This window comes from Rhodococcus sp. ENV425 (genome assembly GCF_002887785.1).
GTDB lineage: Bacteria > Actinomycetota > Actinomycetes > Mycobacteriales > Mycobacteriaceae > Rhodococcus > Rhodococcus aetherivorans.
This window is the reverse complement of record NZ_PCZU01000015.1, coordinates 1-16,841: the sequence shown is the minus strand read 5'-3', so window position 1 is coordinate 16,841 and position 16,841 is coordinate 1. Positions and strand designations below refer to the sequence as shown.

General features: G+C 70.8%; 13 protein-coding genes, 1 pseudogene and 1 riboswitch. Of the genes and pseudogenes, 7 read left to right on the top strand and 7 right to left on the bottom strand.

Going from position 1 to position 16,841, the window contains the following annotated elements; genetic code table 11:
• A partial coding sequence (locus CQZ88_RS00760; protein WP_180986909.1) for a D-alanyl-D-alanine carboxypeptidase occupies positions 1-687 on the bottom strand: 687 nt, incomplete at its 3' end.
• 170 nt (positions 688-857) lie between these two features.
• Between CQZ88_RS00760 and CQZ88_RS00755 the strand changes: the two genes are divergently transcribed.
• Entirely contained in the window at positions 858-1,349 is a 492-nt protein-coding gene (locus CQZ88_RS00755) for an inorganic diphosphatase (protein WP_006930432.1), read from the top strand.
• Positions 1,350-1,403: 54 nt separating this feature from the next.
• On the opposite strand, the gene CQZ88_RS00750 is transcribed toward CQZ88_RS00755, so the two are convergent.
• Positions 1,404-2,513 (bottom strand): SRPBCC family protein, encoded by a 1,110-nt coding sequence (locus tag CQZ88_RS00750; RefSeq protein WP_029540701.1) that lies wholly within the window; start codon positions 2,511-2,513, stop codon positions 1,404-1,406.
• An 11-nt stretch (positions 2,514-2,524) separates the two neighbouring features.
• Entirely contained in the window at positions 2,525-3,355 is an 831-nt protein-coding gene (locus CQZ88_RS00745; protein ID WP_029540700.1) for a crotonase/enoyl-CoA hydratase family protein, read from the bottom strand.
• 147 nt (positions 3,356-3,502) lie between these two features.
• Here CQZ88_RS00745 and CQZ88_RS00740 point away from each other — a divergent pair, with 147 nt between their 5' ends.
• Positions 3,503-4,024: a 2-oxo-4-hydroxy-4-carboxy-5-ureidoimidazoline decarboxylase gene (locus tag CQZ88_RS00740; RefSeq protein WP_006930435.1), complete on the top strand. Its 522-nt coding sequence runs from the start codon at positions 3,503-3,505 to the stop codon at positions 4,022-4,024.
• A 65-nt stretch (positions 4,025-4,089) separates the two neighbouring features.
• A complete protein-coding gene (locus CQZ88_RS00735) occupies positions 4,090-4,563 on the top strand; it encodes a YbaK/EbsC family protein (protein ID WP_006930436.1) in 474 nt (157 codons plus the stop codon).
• 55 nt (positions 4,564-4,618) lie between these two features.
• Here CQZ88_RS00735 and CQZ88_RS00730 read toward each other — a convergent pair whose 3' ends face one another.
• Complete coding sequence (locus CQZ88_RS00730) at positions 4,619-5,938, bottom strand: aminotransferase class V-fold PLP-dependent enzyme (RefSeq protein ID WP_029540699.1); 1,320 nt, start codon at positions 5,936-5,938, stop codon at positions 4,619-4,621.
• Between the two features lie 66 nt (positions 5,939-6,004).
• Positions 6,005-6,120: riboswitch (SAM riboswitch) on the bottom strand.
• Between the two features lie 248 nt (positions 6,121-6,368).
• On the opposite strand from CQZ88_RS00730, the gene CQZ88_RS00725 reads away from it, so the two are divergent.
• A complete protein-coding gene (locus CQZ88_RS00725) occupies positions 6,369-10,283 on the top strand; it encodes a Pls/PosA family non-ribosomal peptide synthetase (protein ID WP_102799100.1) in 3,915 nt (1,304 codons plus the stop codon).
• A complete protein-coding gene (locus CQZ88_RS00720; RefSeq protein WP_102799099.1) occupies positions 10,280-11,641 on the top strand; it encodes a M1 family metallopeptidase in 1,362 nt (453 codons plus the stop codon). Before CQZ88_RS00725 ends, CQZ88_RS00720 begins: the two co-directional genes overlap by 4 nt.
• Positions 11,642-11,645: 4 nt before the next feature.
• Here the strand turns inward: CQZ88_RS00720 and CQZ88_RS00715 are convergent, their stop codons facing one another.
• Together CQZ88_RS00715 and CQZ88_RS00710 are read right to left on the bottom strand one after the other, a co-directional pair.
• Positions 11,646-12,827, bottom strand: a complete 1,182-nt coding sequence (locus CQZ88_RS00715; protein WP_258008396.1) for an MFS transporter — start codon at positions 12,825-12,827, stop codon at positions 11,646-11,648.
• Positions 12,828-12,910: 83 nt separating this feature from the next.
• Positions 12,911-13,552, bottom strand: coding sequence for a GntR family transcriptional regulator (locus CQZ88_RS00710; RefSeq protein WP_102799097.1), 642 nt, complete (start codon positions 13,550-13,552; stop codon positions 12,911-12,913).
• Positions 13,553-13,877: 325 nt separating this feature from the next.
• On the opposite strand from CQZ88_RS00710, the gene CQZ88_RS00705 reads away from it, so the two are divergent.
• Positions 13,878-14,219 (top strand): YciI family protein, encoded by a 342-nt coding sequence (locus CQZ88_RS00705; RefSeq protein WP_006930444.1) that lies wholly within the window; start codon positions 13,878-13,880, stop codon positions 14,217-14,219.
• Between the two features lie 235 nt (positions 14,220-14,454).
• Positions 14,455-14,835: a hypothetical protein gene (locus tag CQZ88_RS00700; RefSeq protein WP_050034524.1), complete on the top strand. Its 381-nt coding sequence runs from the start codon at positions 14,455-14,457 to the stop codon at positions 14,833-14,835.
• A gap of 272 nt (positions 14,836-15,107) precedes the next feature.
• Here the strand turns inward: CQZ88_RS00700 and CQZ88_RS00695 are convergent.
• A pseudogene (locus CQZ88_RS00695) lies at positions 15,108-16,386 on the bottom strand (ISL3 family transposase).
• Positions 16,387-16,841: the final 455 nt, after the last annotated feature.

The window sequence follows — 16,841 nt, the reverse complement described above, 5'->3', positions numbered from 1 at the left end:
GGCCACGGAACCGCCGGCGATGTCGGCCGGGAACCAGCCGGGGGCCAGAGGGTCGCCGGCGTAGGCACCGGCGTCGACGAGCACCGTGTCGACGACGGTGCCGCTCCGCTGGATCTGCTGCACCAGGTCGGCGATGCGCGGGGCGCCGGCGTAGAAGCCGGATTCGCCGACGGGCCGGGCGGTGAGGGTGGGATCGCCGCCGGCGACGAGCACGATCTCCCCCGGCCGGCCACCCTCGACGACCTTGGTGGTGACGCGGTGTTCGGCCGGCAGGGCGAGCAGCGCCGCAGCGGCGGTGAGGACCTTCGTCGTCGACGCCGGAATCATCGGCCGGGCGGGATCCTTCGACCACAGCACGGTGCCCGTGGCGGCGTCGGTGATCGAGCCGGTGAAGTTGCCGAGTCCCGCGTTCCCCAGCGCCGGTGCGAGCGTGGCCGCCAGCGCGGGAGCGGTGGGGGCGAGCGCGTCGGCGGGTAACGGCGCCACCTGCGGGGTTGCGGTGACGGGCGCCGGCGCGGGCGCTATCGCGGCGGCGGCCTCCCCGCTGCGGACGTCGGAGAGCGCGAAGGCTCCCCCCACGAGCAGCGCGACGGTTCCCGCTCCCCAGATGGTGAACAGGATCCGGAGGTTCCGGCGGCGCCGTCCCGCCAGTGTGCCCAGCTTCTTCTTGCCCTGCCCCGCCAACACGCCTCCGCTGTGTCGAATCCCGCGGCGTCCGCTCCGGCGAAACCCGCGCCCTGGTGGCCGCCCCGCTGGTCCGGCACCTGCGCCACCAGCCTAGCGCCGACCCGTTATCCTCTGTGCGGACCATCACCGCAGATACGGCAGTCGTATCGACTTACAAGTGAGGACACGGCGTGGAGTTCGAGGTCACCATCGAGATCCCCAAGGGACAGCGCAACAAGTACGAGGTCGATCACGAAACCGGCCGTGTGAAGCTGGACCGCTACCTCTACACCTCGTTCGGCTACCCCGCCGACTACGGCTACATCGAGAACACCCTCGGCGAGGACGGCGACCCGCTGGACTGCATGGTGCTGCTGCCCGAGTCGGTGTTCCCCGGCGTCATCGTCGAGGCCCGCCCGGTGGGCATGTTCAAGATGGTCGACGAGGCCGGGGGCGACGACAAGGTCCTCGCCGTGCCCGCGGGCGATCCGCGCTGGGACCACGTCAAGGACATCAGCGACGTCTCGCAGTTCGAACTGGACGCCATCAAGCACTTCTTCGTGCACTACAAGGACCTCGAGCCGGGCAAGCACGTCGAGGCCGCGGACTGGGTCGGCCGCGCCGAGGCCGAGGCCGAGGTCTCCGCGTCGATCGAGCGCCTGAAGGCCGACGGCGGGCACTGACACCACGCATCGTTCGGGCTCCGCGGCCGCCGGCTGCGGAGCCCGAACGCGTTCTCACACGCCCTGCTCGATCGCGTCCCGGACCTCGGCGAGCCGATCGAGCAGGCGCGGGCGGAGCCGGGCGTCCACCCGCGCCGACCACGACTGCAGCGGGCGCGGCAACCGCATGACGAAGTGCTGCCGCAGGAGACATCCCCCCGGGGTGGGCTCGATCCGGTAGTCGAGGTGACCGGTGAACCAGGCGCTCCGGAAGTCCATCCCGAGCAGCTCCGGCTCCTCGATCGCGGTCACGACGCTGTCGACGGACATCCACCAGCCCGGCGCGAGCCGCACCCGCTCGTGCCACCGGGTGCCCTCGGCGGTCGGACCGAGTGGAGATTTGCTCATCCGGACGCCCGTGCGCGCCGGTGCACCCACGTGTTCCTGAACGTCGGCGAGCAGCGCGAACGCCGCACCGGGCGGTCGGCGCACCGGGATCATGAGCCGGAAATCCATTGTGGCCCCATGACTTTCGTCGACAGGCGGCGGCCCGCCCCGGCGCCGTCGGGCATGCCGCTCGGCCCGGTCCCGGATGCCGAGCAGCATCCGCCGGGACATCACGAAGTCCCCCGCGTCCATGAGGGCGGCCCAGCCGACAGCGAACGGCGACGGAGGGATGCGGAATCGCACGCGATGCACCAGCCGGCTACGGCCGGGACCGTCCGGGCGCAGCACCAGCACGGCGGTGACCGTGCCACCGTCGTGCGAGTGGGCATACACGAGCGAACGTCCGGGGTCGATCGACTCCACCCGGAAGGCGGCCGGAGAACCCGCGACGAGCCGGACGGGGTCGCCGACCTCGAGCCGCTGCAGTTCGGGCCGGATCTCGCCGGCGCTCGGCTTCCCGCCGTTGTCGACGAGGTCGTAGCTGTACCAGCCGGCACGGTCCCCCGCCCCCATCTGGACCAGCCAGGGCCACACGTCCTCGGGGTCGGCCGCGATCGACACCGCACGGGTCGCCGACCAGTGCGGACCGGGCACGATCTCATCACCCGGAACCCGCTGAGCCACTTCGGTCCTGGTCGCACCCCAGCGCAGCTGCCACGGCCGATAGACCGCCAGATACAACAGTGGGACGACCGGCACCAGCCGGCCGCCCCACGTCAGGGCCGGATGCCGTCGCACCCGTCCATCCTCTACCGCCCCCGGAACTCCGGGGGCCGCTTCTCGAAGACTGCCGTGATGGCCTCGGTCAGGTCCTCCGACGGCAGGAACGCCGCGTTCCAGGCCGCCACGTAGCGCAGGCTGTCGTCGACGCGCGCCGAGCGGCTGTGGTCGAGGACGTCCTTGATGCCGTGCACGACCAGCGGCGGGTTCGCCGCGATCTCGGCGGCGGTGGCCTGCGCGGCCGCCAGAACGGCGTCGGCGTCGGCGAAGACGTCGTTGACCAGACCGATCTTCTCCGCACGTGCCGCGTCGATGTCCTTGCCGGTGAGGGCGAGTTCGCGCAGGTGCCCGTCGCCGATGATCAGCGGCAGGCGGGCGAGGCTACCCACGTCGGCGACCATCCCGACCTTGACCTCGCGGACGCTGAACTTCGCGTCGGCACTGGCGTAGCGGATGTCGGCCGCCGAGATCAGGTCCACGCCGCCGCCGATGCACCAGCCCTGCACGGCCGCGACGACCGGCTTGCGGCAGTCCGCGACCGCGGTGATCGCCGCCTGCATCCGCTTGACCATCTCGTGGAACTCGGTGCGCGGGGCGGCCAGCGCCTTGTCGGCGAGGACCTTGCCCAGGTCGCCGCTCATGGCGGGCAGGTCGAGGCCGAAGGAGAAGTGCTTGCCGGCGCCGGCGAGCACGACGGCGCGCACGTCCGGATCGGCGTCGAGCTCGCCGAACAGCACGGGCAGCTCGGTCCAGAAGTCGGGACCCATCGCGTTGCCCTTGCCGGGCCCGACCAGCGTGACGCGGGCGACGTGGTCGGCGACGTCGACGGTGAACGCGTTCCAGCGGGAATCTGCAGTCATTACTCAACAGTAATGTCTGCGCTTCGGACGGCCGACGAGGGCCGCTCGTTACAGCCTCGAAAATTCCCTGCTACCCCACTGGTGACCGCCGCGAACCGGACGGATCCTGAGGACACGAACGGTCCGACTCGCAAAGGAGCGACTGCCATGTTGATGCATCAGGGCATCGGTCTGGGCGCCTTCAATGCCCTGTCCCGGCGGGGCGCCACCCACGCGCTGTACGAGTGTTGCGCGTCGCTGACCTGGGCCCAGTCGGTGGCGGCCGGGCGACCCTACGCGAGCTACTCGGAACTGTTCGCCCGAGCCGACGCCGCCCTGTTCTCGCTGGGCGACGCGGAGATCGCGGAGGCCCTCGACTGCCACCCGGTGGTGGGACGCCGGCGCGGCAGCACCGCCTCGCGGCTCGAGCAGTGCTCGCTGTGGGACGAGGACGAGGCGTTGATGACCGCGATCACGGCCGCGGCGGCCGCCTACGAGGAGCGCTTCGGCTACCGCTACCTGTGGTGCCCCCAGGGACGCGGGCCGGGGGAACTGCTGACGGATCTTCACCACCGCCTCGCGCACGAACCCGAGGCGGAGCGCAAAGCGTGCACGGAGGAACTGGCCAAGATCACCCGTACCCGGCTCGAGCGCATGCTCGGACCGGAGGACGGCTTTCCCCTGTATTGACCGCCGACTGCGGGCAGCCCTGTCGATCGGGGCCACGGACGGCGGTGGGCTCCTAGGCTGGAACCATGTCCGGGACACTGCATCCGAATGCCGCTCGGGTGGCCGACACGCTCATCGCGCGCGGTCATCACGGGCTGATCACAACCCAGCCGGAGTCGGTGCACACCGCGGAGCAGGCGGCGGCCGCACTCGGGGTCGACGTGGGTGCGATCGTCAAGTCGCTGGTGTTCCTGCTCGACGACGAACCGGTGCTGCTGCTGGTCTCGGGTGCGCATCGGGTGAACCCGGAACGGACGGGCAAACGCCTCGGTGGTGCGCTCGTTGCGGCGCCCCCGGACGTGGTCACCGAGGTCACCGGGCAGCCCGTCGGCGGGGTGGCACCGCTCGGGCATCCGACGAACCTGACCACGTACGTCGACACCGCCCTGGCCGCTTTCCCCGAGCTGTGGGCCTCCGGCGGGCATCCGCGCACGCTGTTCCGCACGACGTTCCGCGAGCTGATGCGCATCACGGCGGCCGTCGACGTCGACGTCGACTAGACCTGCCGGCTCGACCGGCGGGCAGTGCCTGTCCGGCGGTCCGCCCGGGAATCGGTCAGCTGCACTGCGCGGCGCCGGCGGTGGACTCCACCAGGCCCGGACGGGTCTCGGGCGACGGTCCCCACAGGCCGTCGGTCTTGGCGTAGGTCCAGCCGGGACCGGCGTCGACGAGCCCGCGCAGCGCGTCGAGCAGGCGGTCCACGTCGGCGGACGAACTGCCGAGCCCCAGGGAGGCGCGCACCGCACCGCCGGGCAGGCCGACCCGCGCGAGCAGCGGGTGTGCGCAGAACCGGCCGTCGCGCACACCGATTCCGTGCTCGGCGGACAGGTACGACGCCACCTCGCCGGGTTCGAATCCGGAGACCGTGAAGGTGACGATGCCGACCGAGTCCGGCGAGTCGCTCCACAGCCGCAGGATCTCCACGCCGTCGAGGTCGCGCAGCCCGCCGAGGAGGCGCCGGCACAGCGCCTCCTCGTGCTCGGCGACGGCGTCGGCGTCGAAACCGGCGAGCGCGTCGCACGCCGCGGCGAGGGCCGCGACGCCGAGCACGTTCGGCGTGCCGGCCTCGTGCCGCGCCGGGGCGCACGCCCATTCGGTGTGACCGAGACGCACTTCGCGGACCGCACCGCCCCCTGCGAGATACGGTTCCGCGACGTCGAGCCAGTCCCGGCGTCCGACCAGAGCGCCGGCACCGAACGGGGCGTAGAGCTTGTGACCCGAGAACGCGAGGTAGTCGACGCCGAGAGCGGTGAGGTCGATCCGCCGGTGCGGCACCAATTGCGCTCCGTCGACGAGGATCCGGGCGCCGCAGGCGTGCGCCACGTCGGCGAGTTCGGCGATCGGGAGGACCTCGCCGGTCACGTTGGAGGCGCCGGTGACGGCGAGCAGCGCGGCGGGCTTGCTGCACAGCTCGGCGACGAGCCGGCGGACCGTCTCGGCGACGGTGTCCGCGGCCTCGACGACGCGGGCATTCTTCCAGGGCAACAGGTTTGCGTGGTGCTCGACGTCGAGCACCACGACGTCGCCGGGTACGGCTCCGGCCAGGAGGTTGAGGGAGTCGGTGGTGTTGCGGGTGAACACCACCACCTGATCGTCTGCGGCGCACACGAATCGGGCCACCGACTCACGAGCCTGCTCGTAGCTCGAGGTGGAGATCCGGGAGGCGTAACCGGCACCGCGGTGCACACTGGCGTAGTACGGCAGGAGCTCGGCGATCCGCTCGGTGACCGCTTCGAGGGCGGGCGCGCTCGCCGCGTAGTCGAAGTTGGCGTAGGTGCAGGTACCACCCTGGACCAGGGGTACCTGCAGGTCACATCCGGTGACCCGGGCGAACGGGGCGATGCAGGTGTCGGCGGTCAGTACGGCAGCAGTCATGACGTTCCCTCGTCGTTCAGGGATTCGCCGGTGGTCGCCTCGTCGCCCGAGTGCGATCACGGTCCGAATCCGCGCTTGCCGTGTCCGGTGTGGAAACACGGCCTGGTCGTCACCCGGAGCACCCCACCGCGGAGGAGGGTTGCCGACCAGCTAGCCGGGGCTTGTCGCTGGTTCTCGTGACCTGCCGAAGAGGATTGCAGGAGCGCGCACGGATGTCAAACCGGAATCGCGGCGGCCGTCGTCCCGCAAACGGAAGTTTCAGGGAGATAAGGTTTTTCGAGCGGAATCGGACGCCGCGCCGCGGAGCGCGACGTCGGGTCGAGCGGGAGATTCCACCGATGGAGTGGGCACCGACACACCCGATGTTCACCCTCCGTCCATCTGACCGTGAGATAACCGGACGAACGCATCACCAGGCCGAGAGAAGGACATGCGATTGCCTGCCCAGCCCACGACGGATCCGGATCGGTCGTATCGCATCCCCGAGGAGTTCGTTCGCTCCTCCCACGCCCCGGCCCCCCGCACCCTCGTCGACATCCTGCGGGCCACCGCCGACACCCACCCGGACGCCCCGGCCGTCGACGACGGCACCGTCACTCTCAGCTACACCGAACTCGTCGAAGAGGTCATCGCCTGCTCGTACCGGCTCGCCGACGCGGGAGTCGGCGCCGGTGACCGCGTCGGCGTGCGCATGCCGTCCGGCTCCAAGGACCTGTACGTGATGATCCTGGGCATCCTCGCGGCGGGCGCGGCCTACGTGCCGGTGGACGCGGACGACCCCGACGAACGCGCCGAACTCGTGTTCGGGGAGGCGATGGTCACCGCCGTCGTCACCGCCGACGGCATCGGCCCGGGCACCGCGCCGCCGTCGCCCGCGCCACAGCTGCGCGGCCCGCGCCTCGACGACGCCGCCTGGATCATCTTCACCTCCGGCTCCACCGGCACCCCCAAGGGCGTCGCGGTCAGCCATCGCAGCGCCGCCGCCTTCGTCGACGCCGAGGCCCGGCTGTTCCTGCGCGAGAACCCGATCGGGCCCGGCGACCGCGTACTGGCCGGACTGTCGGTCGCCTTCGACGCCTCCTGCGAGGAGATGTGGCTGGCGTGGCGGCACGGCGCGTGCCTCGTGCCGGCGCCCCGCTCGCTCGTGCGGTCCGGGATGGACCTCGGGCCGTGGCTGGTCTCCCGCGACATCAGCGTCGTCTCCACCGTCCCCACCCTCGCGGCGATGTGGCCCGCCGAGGCGCTCGAAGCGGTGCGGCTGTTGATCTTCGGTGGCGAGGCCTGCCCGCCGGACCTCGCCGAGCGACTGGCCGTGCCCGGTCGCGAGGTGTGGAACACCTACGGGCCGACCGAGGCCACCGTCGTCGCATGCGCGGCAACCATGGACGGCAAGGGCCCGATCCGCATCGGTCTGCCGCTCGACGGCTGGGACCTCGCCGTGGTGGACGCCGACGGCCGGCCCGTGCCCGAGGGCGGTACCGGCGAACTCGTCATCGGCGGCGTCGGACTGGCTCGCTACCTCGACCCGGCCAAGGACGCCGAGAAATACGCCCCCATGCCCACCCTCGGCTGGGACCGCGCGTACCGCAGCGGCGACCTGGTCACCCTCGACCGCAGGGGCCTGCTGTTCCAGGGACGCGCCGACGATCAGGTCAAGATCGGCGGTCGGCGCATCGAGCTCGGCGAGGTCGACAACGCTCTGCAGAACCTGCCCGGCGTCGCCGGCGGCGCGGCCGCCGTGCGCAAGACCGCGGCCGGGCACTCGATCCTCGTCGGGTACATCGCCAGCACCGACCCGGAGTTCGACCTCGCCTCCGCGCGCGACCTGCTCGGCGAGCAGTTGCCCGCGGCCCTGGTGCCGCGGCTGGCGCTGGTGGACGAGCTGCCCACCCGCACCTCCGGCAAGGTGGACCGCAACGCGCTGCCGTGGCCGCTGCCCGGCGCCGAGGCCGACTCCGCCGAGGCCCTGGGTCTCGACCCGACCGCCGAGTGGGTCGCCGGACTGTGGGTGTCGATCCTCGGCACCCCGATCGAGAGCATCGACGACGACTTCTTCGAACTGGGCGGCGGCTCCCTCTCCGCGGCCCAGCTGGTGACCGCCCTGCGCGAGCGCTACCCCGCGATGACCGTCGCCGAACTGTACGACCATCCGCGGCTCGGCTCGCTGGCCGGGTACCTCGACGACCTCGCACCGTCCGCGGTGGTCGCGCCGCGGCAGGTGGCCCCCGTCCCACGCCGGACGCAGCTGCTGCAGCTGGCCATCACGGTGCCGCTCACCACCCTGACCGGACTGCAATGGGTGACATGGCTGGCGACGGCGAACAACGTCTTCGCGTTGTTCGTCGACCTGCCGTGGCTCGCGCCGATGTCGTGGTGGTGGGTGGCGCTCGGGATCCTGCTGTTCCTGACCCCGCTCGGCCGGATGTCCGTCGCCGTCGCCGGGACGCGGCTGCTGCTGCGCAACCTGGAACCCGGCACCTATCCGAGGGGCGGCAGCGAACACCTGCGGCTGTGGACGGCGCTGCGGCTGTCGGAGGCCAGCGGCGCGGTGAACCTGTCCGGGGCGCCGTGGATGCTGTACTACGCCCGCGCCCTCGGCGCGAAGGTCGGTCAGGGCGTCGACCTGCACAGCCTGCCGCCGGTGACCGGCATGCTCGAACTCGGCGACGGCTGTTCCGTCGAACCCGAGGTCGACCTGTCCGGCCACTGGGTCGACGGCGACGAGGTCCACATCGGCACCATCCGGATCGGCGCCGGCGCCACCGTCGGTGCCCGCTCGACGCTCGCCCCGGGCGCCAAGATCGGCAAGAACGCCGAGGTCGAGGCCGGCTCCGCCGTCTTCGGCCGGGTCAAGGCCGGCCAGCACTGGGCGGGCTCCCCTGCGCGGAAGGTCGGCAAAGCCGTACATCCGTGGCCCGACGAGCCGCCGCGCCGCGCCGCGTGGTGGGTGCCGGTCTTCGGCCTCACGTCGGTGGCGCTGGCCTCGCTGCCGATCGTCTCGATCGCCGCCGGCCTCACGCTGGTCGGATGGTGGATCCGCGACACCGCCGACCTGACCGACGCGTTGCTCCGCAGCGCAGCGATCCTGCCGGTGGCCGCACTGTTGACCCTGTTCGTGTTCGCCGCGCTCACGGTGCTGTCGGTGCGCGCCCTGTCCCTCGGCATGATCGAGGGCCACCACCCCGTCCGCAGCCGCGTCGGCTGGCAGGTGTGGGCGACCGAGCGCCTGATGGACAGCTCGCGCACGTTCCTGTTCCCGCTCTACGCCTCGATGCTCACCCCCGGCTGGCTGCGGCTGCTCGGCGCCGACATCGGCAAGGACGTCGAAGCCTCCACCGTGCTGATGGTGCCCAAGTTCACCCGCGTCGCCGACGGCGCCTTCCTCGCCGACGACACCATGGTCGCCAGCTACGAACTCGGTGGCGGCTGGCTGTACATCTCCCGGGCCAAGGTCGGCAAGCGCGCGTTCCTCGGCAACTCGGGCATGGCCGCCCCCGGGCGCCGGGTGCCCAAGTACGGGCTCGTCGCCGTGCTCTCCGCTGCCCCGTCGAAGGCCAAGTCGGGTTCCTCGTGGCTGGGCAGCCCACCGGTGCGGCTGCGCCGCGCCGCGAACGACGGCGACTCGAGCCGCACGTTCGCGCCCCCGCTGCGGCTCCGGGTGGCACGCGGCTTCGTCGAGACCTTCCGCCTGCTCCCCATGATCGTCACGTTCGGCATCGGCCTCGGCGTCCTGTTCGCCCTGCAGGCGCTGGCCGGCGCGGCGGGATACGGCCCGGCCGCGGCGCTGAGCGGCCTCGTGCTCATCCTTGCCGGCGCCGTGGCCGGCATCGTGTCCGTGACCGCCAAGTGGGTGGCCGTCGGGCGCATCGGCCGCGAGGAGCACCCGCTGTGGAGCTGGTTCGTGTGGCGCAACGAGGTGGCCGACACGTTCGTCGAAACCGTCGCGGCGCCGTGGTTCGCTCGGCCCGCCACCGGAACGGCCGTGATGAACCTGTGGCTGCGGGGCCTGGGCGCGAAGATCGGCCGCGGGGTGTGGTGCGAGAGCTACTGGCTGCCGGAGGCCGACCTGGTGACCCTCGGCGACGGCGCGACGGTGGAACGCGGATGTGTTGTGCAAACGCACCTGTTCCATGATCGGATCATGTCCATGGACACCGTCACGCTCGGCGCCGGCGCCACCCTCGGCCCCCAGTGCGTCGCACTGCCCGCGGCCGGAATCGGAGCCGGCGCCACCGTCGGTCCCGCCTCGCTGGTGATGCGCGGCGACGTCGTTCCGGATTCGAGCAGATGGCAAGGCAATCCGATCGCACCGTGGTCACACCCGAGCGATTGGTCCCCGCAGTGAAGCCGGGGAACGACCCGAAGAAGTCGCGCGACAACGGCAGGACCGCGAAGCCGGACGCCCCGATCGATCCGTACCTGCCGCGGAGCGGCAACCGCGGGTACCGCGTGTCGCGGTACGAACTCGACCTGACCTACCGGGTGGTGGCCAACCGGCTCACCGGCACGGCCACCGTCATCGCCACCACCACCGACGCACGCGGCAAGTTCGCGCTCGACCTCGCACCGACGATGCGGGTGACGAAACTGTCGGTCAACGGCTCCCGGCCCGCCAAGTACGCCCAGCGCGACGGCAAGCTCGTCGTCACCCCGGCCCGGAAGATTCCCGTGGGCGGGGTGCTGACGATCGTCGTTCACTATCACGGAACACCGAAACCGATCCGCAGCCCCTGGGGCGAGGTCGGCTGGGAGGAACTCGAGGAGGGGTCGCTCGTCGCGAGTCAGCCCAACGGCGCCGCATCGTGGTTCCCCTGCGACGACCATCCCGGCGCCAAGGCCAGCTACCGGATCACGGTCACCGCCGACTCGCCCTTCCAGGTGATTGCGAACGGCACGCTGGTGCGCAGGACGACGAGGGCCAGCCAGACCACCTGGGAGTACGAACAGCCGGAACCGATGGCGACCTACCTGGCCACCGTGCAGATCGGGAACTACGAGACCCGCAGGGTGTCCGACGGGCCGGTGCCCCTCTACGCGGTGCATCCCCCGCGCCTGAAGGCGAACTTCGACCGGGACTTCGGCCGGCAACCACAGATGATGGACGTCTTCTCCCGGCTCTTCGGGCCCTACCCGTTCACGCACTACAGCGTCGTCGTCACCGCGGACGAACTCGAGATCCCGATCGAGGCGCAGACCCTGTCGATCTTCGGCGCGAACCACTGCGACGGCAGCCGCGGCGAGGAGCGGCTCGTCGCGCACGAGCTCGCCCACCAGTGGTTCGGCAACAGCCTCACCCTGTCGCGGTGGCGCGACATCTGGCTGAACGAGGGCTTCGCCTGCTACGCGGAGTGGCTGTGGTCGGAGAATTCCGACGGCCCGTCGGCGCACGCGATCGCGGCCGACGCGCACCGGGGGCTCGGCCGCAAACCCCAGGACCTCCTCCTCGGCGACCCGGGCCCGGAGCTGATGTTCGACGACCGCGTCTACAAGCGCGGCGCCCTGACCCTGCACGCGCTGCGCCTGCGCCTCGGCGACGAGAAGTTCTTCGCGTTGCTGCGGCAGTGGACCGCCGAGCACCGGCACGGGACCGTCACCACCGAGCAGTTCACCGATCTGGCGGCGCGGTTCGCGGATGCACCGCTGCGTCCGCTGTGGGACGCGTGGCTCGCCGAGAAGGCACTGCCGCCGATGCCCGAGCCGTGAGGCGTCAGGCCTGTGCTCGCTCCGGCAGGTGCGCCCGCCACTTGACCAGGACGAGCACCAGGCACGCGGCCGCCGCGACGGCGCCCACGACGAACATCGCCGGGTAGGTCAGGACCGGGTACGTCTGCGACAGGTACACCATGGCGGCGGGCACCGCGAAACCGAGATAGCTCAGCGAATAGAACACCGCGGTGAGCCCGGCGAGGTCGTCGGGGCCGGCGATGCGCTGCACCTCCTGCAGACCCGACACCAGCGCCATGCCGTAGCCGCACCCCAGGACGACCGCGGCCAGCAGCGCCAGCGGCACGGTCAGTGCCGCGGCCGCGACCGCCGCCGTGACCATCCCCACCACGAGCAGCGTCAGCGCCACCACCACGGCCCGGGCATTGCGTGGGGTGTCGATCCGGCGGCCCAGCGACTGGATCGCGAAACCGGCACCGAGGGCCACGACGCACAGCAGTGCCGAGAACGCGACCGGCGCGTCGCCGCTGTGTCCGGTCATCAGCGCCGGAATGATCGCGTAGGCCGAACTCGCGGCACCGAACACCCAGGGGGCGACGGGGGCGATCACGAACAGGAAGCGGGCGTGCCCGGCCGCCGGGATCTTCAGATCCTCCCGCAGCGGAGTCCGTTCCACCTCCGACTGCGCCGGCCGGGTCTCCGGCGTCCGGAGCAGCGCCGCACCGGCGCCGACGCTCAGCCCGATGTGCACGAGGTAGGTCAGGGCGCTCGGCATCGGCGCCCACTGCGCGAGGGCCCCCGCGACCCCGGCCCCGACCCCGAAGCCGGCGGTCAGGCTCATCGCGGCCCGTCGCGCACCGGCACCGGGAGTCGCGCGCGGATCCCAGCGCGGATCGGACAGTTCCTTCAGCCAGCTGCCGCCGACGGCCATGCCGAGACCGAGGGCGATCCCGCAGAGGATGCGACCGAGGATGAGCAGCGGCGCGGAGTCCGCCCCGAGGGCGAGCACCGCGGAACCGGCCAGGCCGACGAACGGCGCGGGCACCATGACCGGTCGCCGCCCGAGCCGGTCGGAGAGCGGGCCGCCGACGAGCAGGGCCGGCACGATGCCCAGGACGTACGCGAAGAGGAACAGGTCGACGACGACCGGCGCGAAACCGTGTTCGAGCCGGTACATCACGAGCAGCGGCGTGAACTCGTTGCCACCCCAGGCGACGGTGAACATCGCGGCGGCCACGAGCAGCCACGTCCCGCGCGGGACCGTTTCCGTAAGTGTCGGCAGCCGACCGGGGTCGGTGGTAGTAGCGGTCACAGTCGTCCCCCTCCGAGTCCGTGCACCTCACGCATGTGCACCTGAAGCGCCTCGTCGAACGCGTCGGCATCCCCGGCGGCGACGAGATCCGCCAGGTGCGTGTGGTCGGCGATGATCTTCTGCAGCTGCGCCGGATCACGAGCGACCGAACGCGCCGTCATCCGTCGCTGGCGTTCACGCAGGCTTGCGTAGAAGTTGCCGAGGAGCGGATTGCCGCCCGCCGCGACGATGCTGCGGTGAAAGTCCGCGTCGGCGCCGCTGAAGGCGCCGACGTCCCCGCGCTCGGCCAGCTCCCGCTGGGTGTCCAGGCATTCGCGCAACGTGCGCTCGAGCCGTTCCCGCGCCTGCGGAACCGACGCGACGGCGCGTACGGCGTGCGTTTCCAGCAGCCGTCGCGCATCGACGACGTGCTCGGCCTCCCCGTCCGCCACCGGGACGACGAGCGCGCCCCGCTTGGGGTACAGGCGCATCCAGCCCTCCGCCTCGAGCCGGAGGAAGGCCTCGCGCACCGGGGTGCGGCTGCACGACATCCGTGCGGCGATCTCCCCTTCGCTGATCAGATCCCCGCCGGGCAGCTCACCCGAGAGGATCAGCTCCTTGACCTCGCGGTAGGCCGCCTCGGCGGCTGAATACGACATAGACACAAGATGTATTTATACCGTAGGCCGACGGTGGGGCACCACGCGGCCCTGCCGGCTTGCCCAGGAGGGCAAGGTGGAAGGGAGCCATGACCGCGACCGCCTCGGGGAGCTCTTCGCGGCGGCGGCCTCGAATCCGGTGAACCCGTCCATCGCAACAGGCGAAAGCGGTCGTGGGGAGAGCGTCGAGGAGGTTCTGCGGGTCCGTCGCGACGCCCTACCTCGAGCACATGTCGGGCGCCGGAGCCACAATCGGGCTGGGCATTCGAGCGGTGCCGTAGAGAAGATCCGGCGAATGACGCGGCAGGAGCAGAGGAGTCCTCGAATGGCGAAGTACCTGATCTCGTTCCCTGGCGAGGCCATGGTGTTCCCCGAGGAGGACTTCGAGGCGGTGGTCGAAGCCTCCCATGCCGTCATCGACGAGGCCAAGGCGGCGGGCGTGTACGTCTTCGCCGGAGGGATCGATGAGGACGTAGACCCGGTGCTCGTGGCCGGTGACGGCACCGTCACCGAGGGCACGTACCCCGGCCACAAAGTGCCTAACGGCGGTTACACCGTTCTCGAGCTGCCCTCGCGGGAGGCGGCACTCGAGTGGGCCGCGAAGATCGCCGTCGCCTGCCGCTGCTCGCAAGAGGTCCGGCAGTTCCAGGACGACCCGGCCCGCTGACGAGGGCAACCCCAGCCGGAGCCGGTCGTGCGTCGCGCGCCCATAATGAAAGGCGTGCAGCAGCGCACAGGGCGGGTGACCCCGACCGGCGGCACCTCGCCGGCCGACCCGGCCACCGACGCGCCGACCAGCCCTACACCCTCAACTGCGAAGAGCCGCCGCCATACTCGGATGCAATGAACGGAGCGTGATGAGACCACCGCCGACGTGGGGCGATCGGCTGCACGCGGTTGCGATGGGCGGCGTCGCGGGCGGCGTCGCGGTGTACTGGCTCGACTACTTCACTGCCGGACATGTCAGGTCGTCCGACGATGCCACCTATATCGCGTTCGAGAACGCCTTTCCGGCCGCCGACGGACTGATGGCCGCGAGCTTCGCAACGAGTGCCTGGCACCTGACAAGGGGACGAGCGGTCGCCATCCCGCTGGGGATCGCGGCCGGCGGCGCGATGACATTCCTCGGGGCCATGGACACGCTGTGGAACCTCGAGCACGGCAGCTACCGGCACATGACTGCGGACATGGCGGTCGAGACCGGGATCAACATCATCTCGCTCGTGTTCGGGCCATGGACGGTTGCCCGGCTGTGGCGGCGGCGCGAGGCACTGGCAGGCTGATCGGACTGGAGAAGGTCGTCGACACGCTGCACCCGGGCAGGTAGCCGCCGGCGGTCTACGCGCCAACCCGCACCTCTCCCTGATCGACTCTCACCGACTGCGGCACCTATCGCCTGTGCTTCAGTAGGACTTGCGCCGCCACGGCTCGACGGTGAGGTGTCCTGCAACGATGACCATGGGTGCGCTCCACTCCTGTCGCCTTCGCCTCCAGCCCGCCGGGCTGTTCCGCTGAGATAGACCTCCAGGGCAGGAGAAATTCGGCTCTTCCGGATTCAGAGTGCATCGATCGCGTGGGTGAGGTTGCCGCAGTGCAGCAGGGACCGGATCCGGTAGTGGAGTAGGTTGCGGAATCCGAGGGCGTGCCGACGTAGTGCTTCGAGCCGGCCGTTGATCGCTGCGGTGGGTCCGTTCGAGGCGCGGTGGTCGAAGTACGCCAACACATCGGCACGTCTGCGGTGCAGGGTGCGTCCGAGCTGGGCGAGTTCACCCGAGACCGTCCGGTACGCCGGAGCGAATGGTGTCGATGACCCGGGTCAACCGCTTCTTGCCACGCCGCCGGTCGTGGTCGGCGTAGGCGTCGATGACGTCCTGGTAGACCCGCCACGTCACTGCGAACGGTAGATGCCGATCGTCGGCGAAGACCGCCTCGAGGCGTCGGCGTTGCCGGTCGCTGAGTAACTCCTGCCGGGTGCGGGCGGTGCGGCGGACGCCGTAGAGCGGGTCGCCCGAACGGCCGCGGTGCCCACAGGTGTGCTGCTGCACGCGCTGACGACACAGATCCAGCTTGGCGCCGGCCAGGGCGACGACGTGGAACGGATCCATCACCGTCGCTGCATCCGGAACTGTGCTGGTCGCAGCGGTCTTGTAGCCACCGAACCCGTCCATCGCCACGACCTCGATCCTGCTGCGGAACGCAGCACCACGGTGCTCGAGCCAGGTGCTCAGCACCGCCGAGGACCGGCCTGCCACCAGATCGAGCAGGCGGGCCGGGCCGGTCCCGTCGAACACCGGCGTCAGGTCCACGATCACGGTGACATAGCCGTCGCCGGCCGCCCGGCGGGTGTGCGCCCAGCGGTGCTCGTCGACTCCGATCACCCGCACCGACTCAAGCCGGGAGGTGTCGGTGGTGATCAACGTCGTGGTGGCCTCGACCGCGATCGCATTGACCGTGTCCCACGACAGACCGAGCTCCCGAGCGATCGCAGCGACGGAGGTGCGGTCGACCATCAACCGCCGCAACACATGGCGGGCACACCTGCGGGTCGTCGACGCTCCGGCGCGAGCGAGTCGATCGGTGTTGTGTCGGAACACCTCCCGCTCACACGAGGCGGAGACACACCGGTAGCGGGGCACCCGCACCCGTAGCTGCAGCGGGTGGCCGGCCACCGGCAGATCCGTCACCGTGCGCACGATCGTGTCCCGGTACGTCCCTGCCTGGCTGCAGCTCGGGCAGCGGTCGGGTCCGTCGACCAGTAGATCGCAGAACACCACGGTGACCTGGTCGTCGAGGGCGGCGTCGGTGATGGTGACACCGAGTTCGATGGTGCGCATGATCGTGTCGGCGACGATCGAGGCGGGCAGGGAAGTAGGCTCGGACACTGGGCTCCCGGTGTGGTCGCGATGTGTGGCGTAGGAACCTTCATCTTCGACCGCCCGGGGCCCGTCTTACGGCAACGACACCAGCGTCAACCTCGGATCTTCACACCCTCTCCTGCACTTCATTTCCGGAAGAGCCAGAAATTCGTCGTTCAGCATCCCGAACCAGCCGGCGAACACCGACACACCGCGCACAGCGGCCCGTCCCCTCATCGAGTGGAACTCGAGGAGACAATGCCCGTGGGCTACCAGCGGTACAACCTGGTGCCTGCACCGCAATGACCGACTCTCACACGAAACGGAGCAGTTCACGGGGCCCGGTCACGGCCGTGAACGCAGGTTTCCGGAAGGGAATGGCGACGCCCCGGAAAAGACACGAAAAATGCCGGAAGCCCCCCAACGAGGTTGGG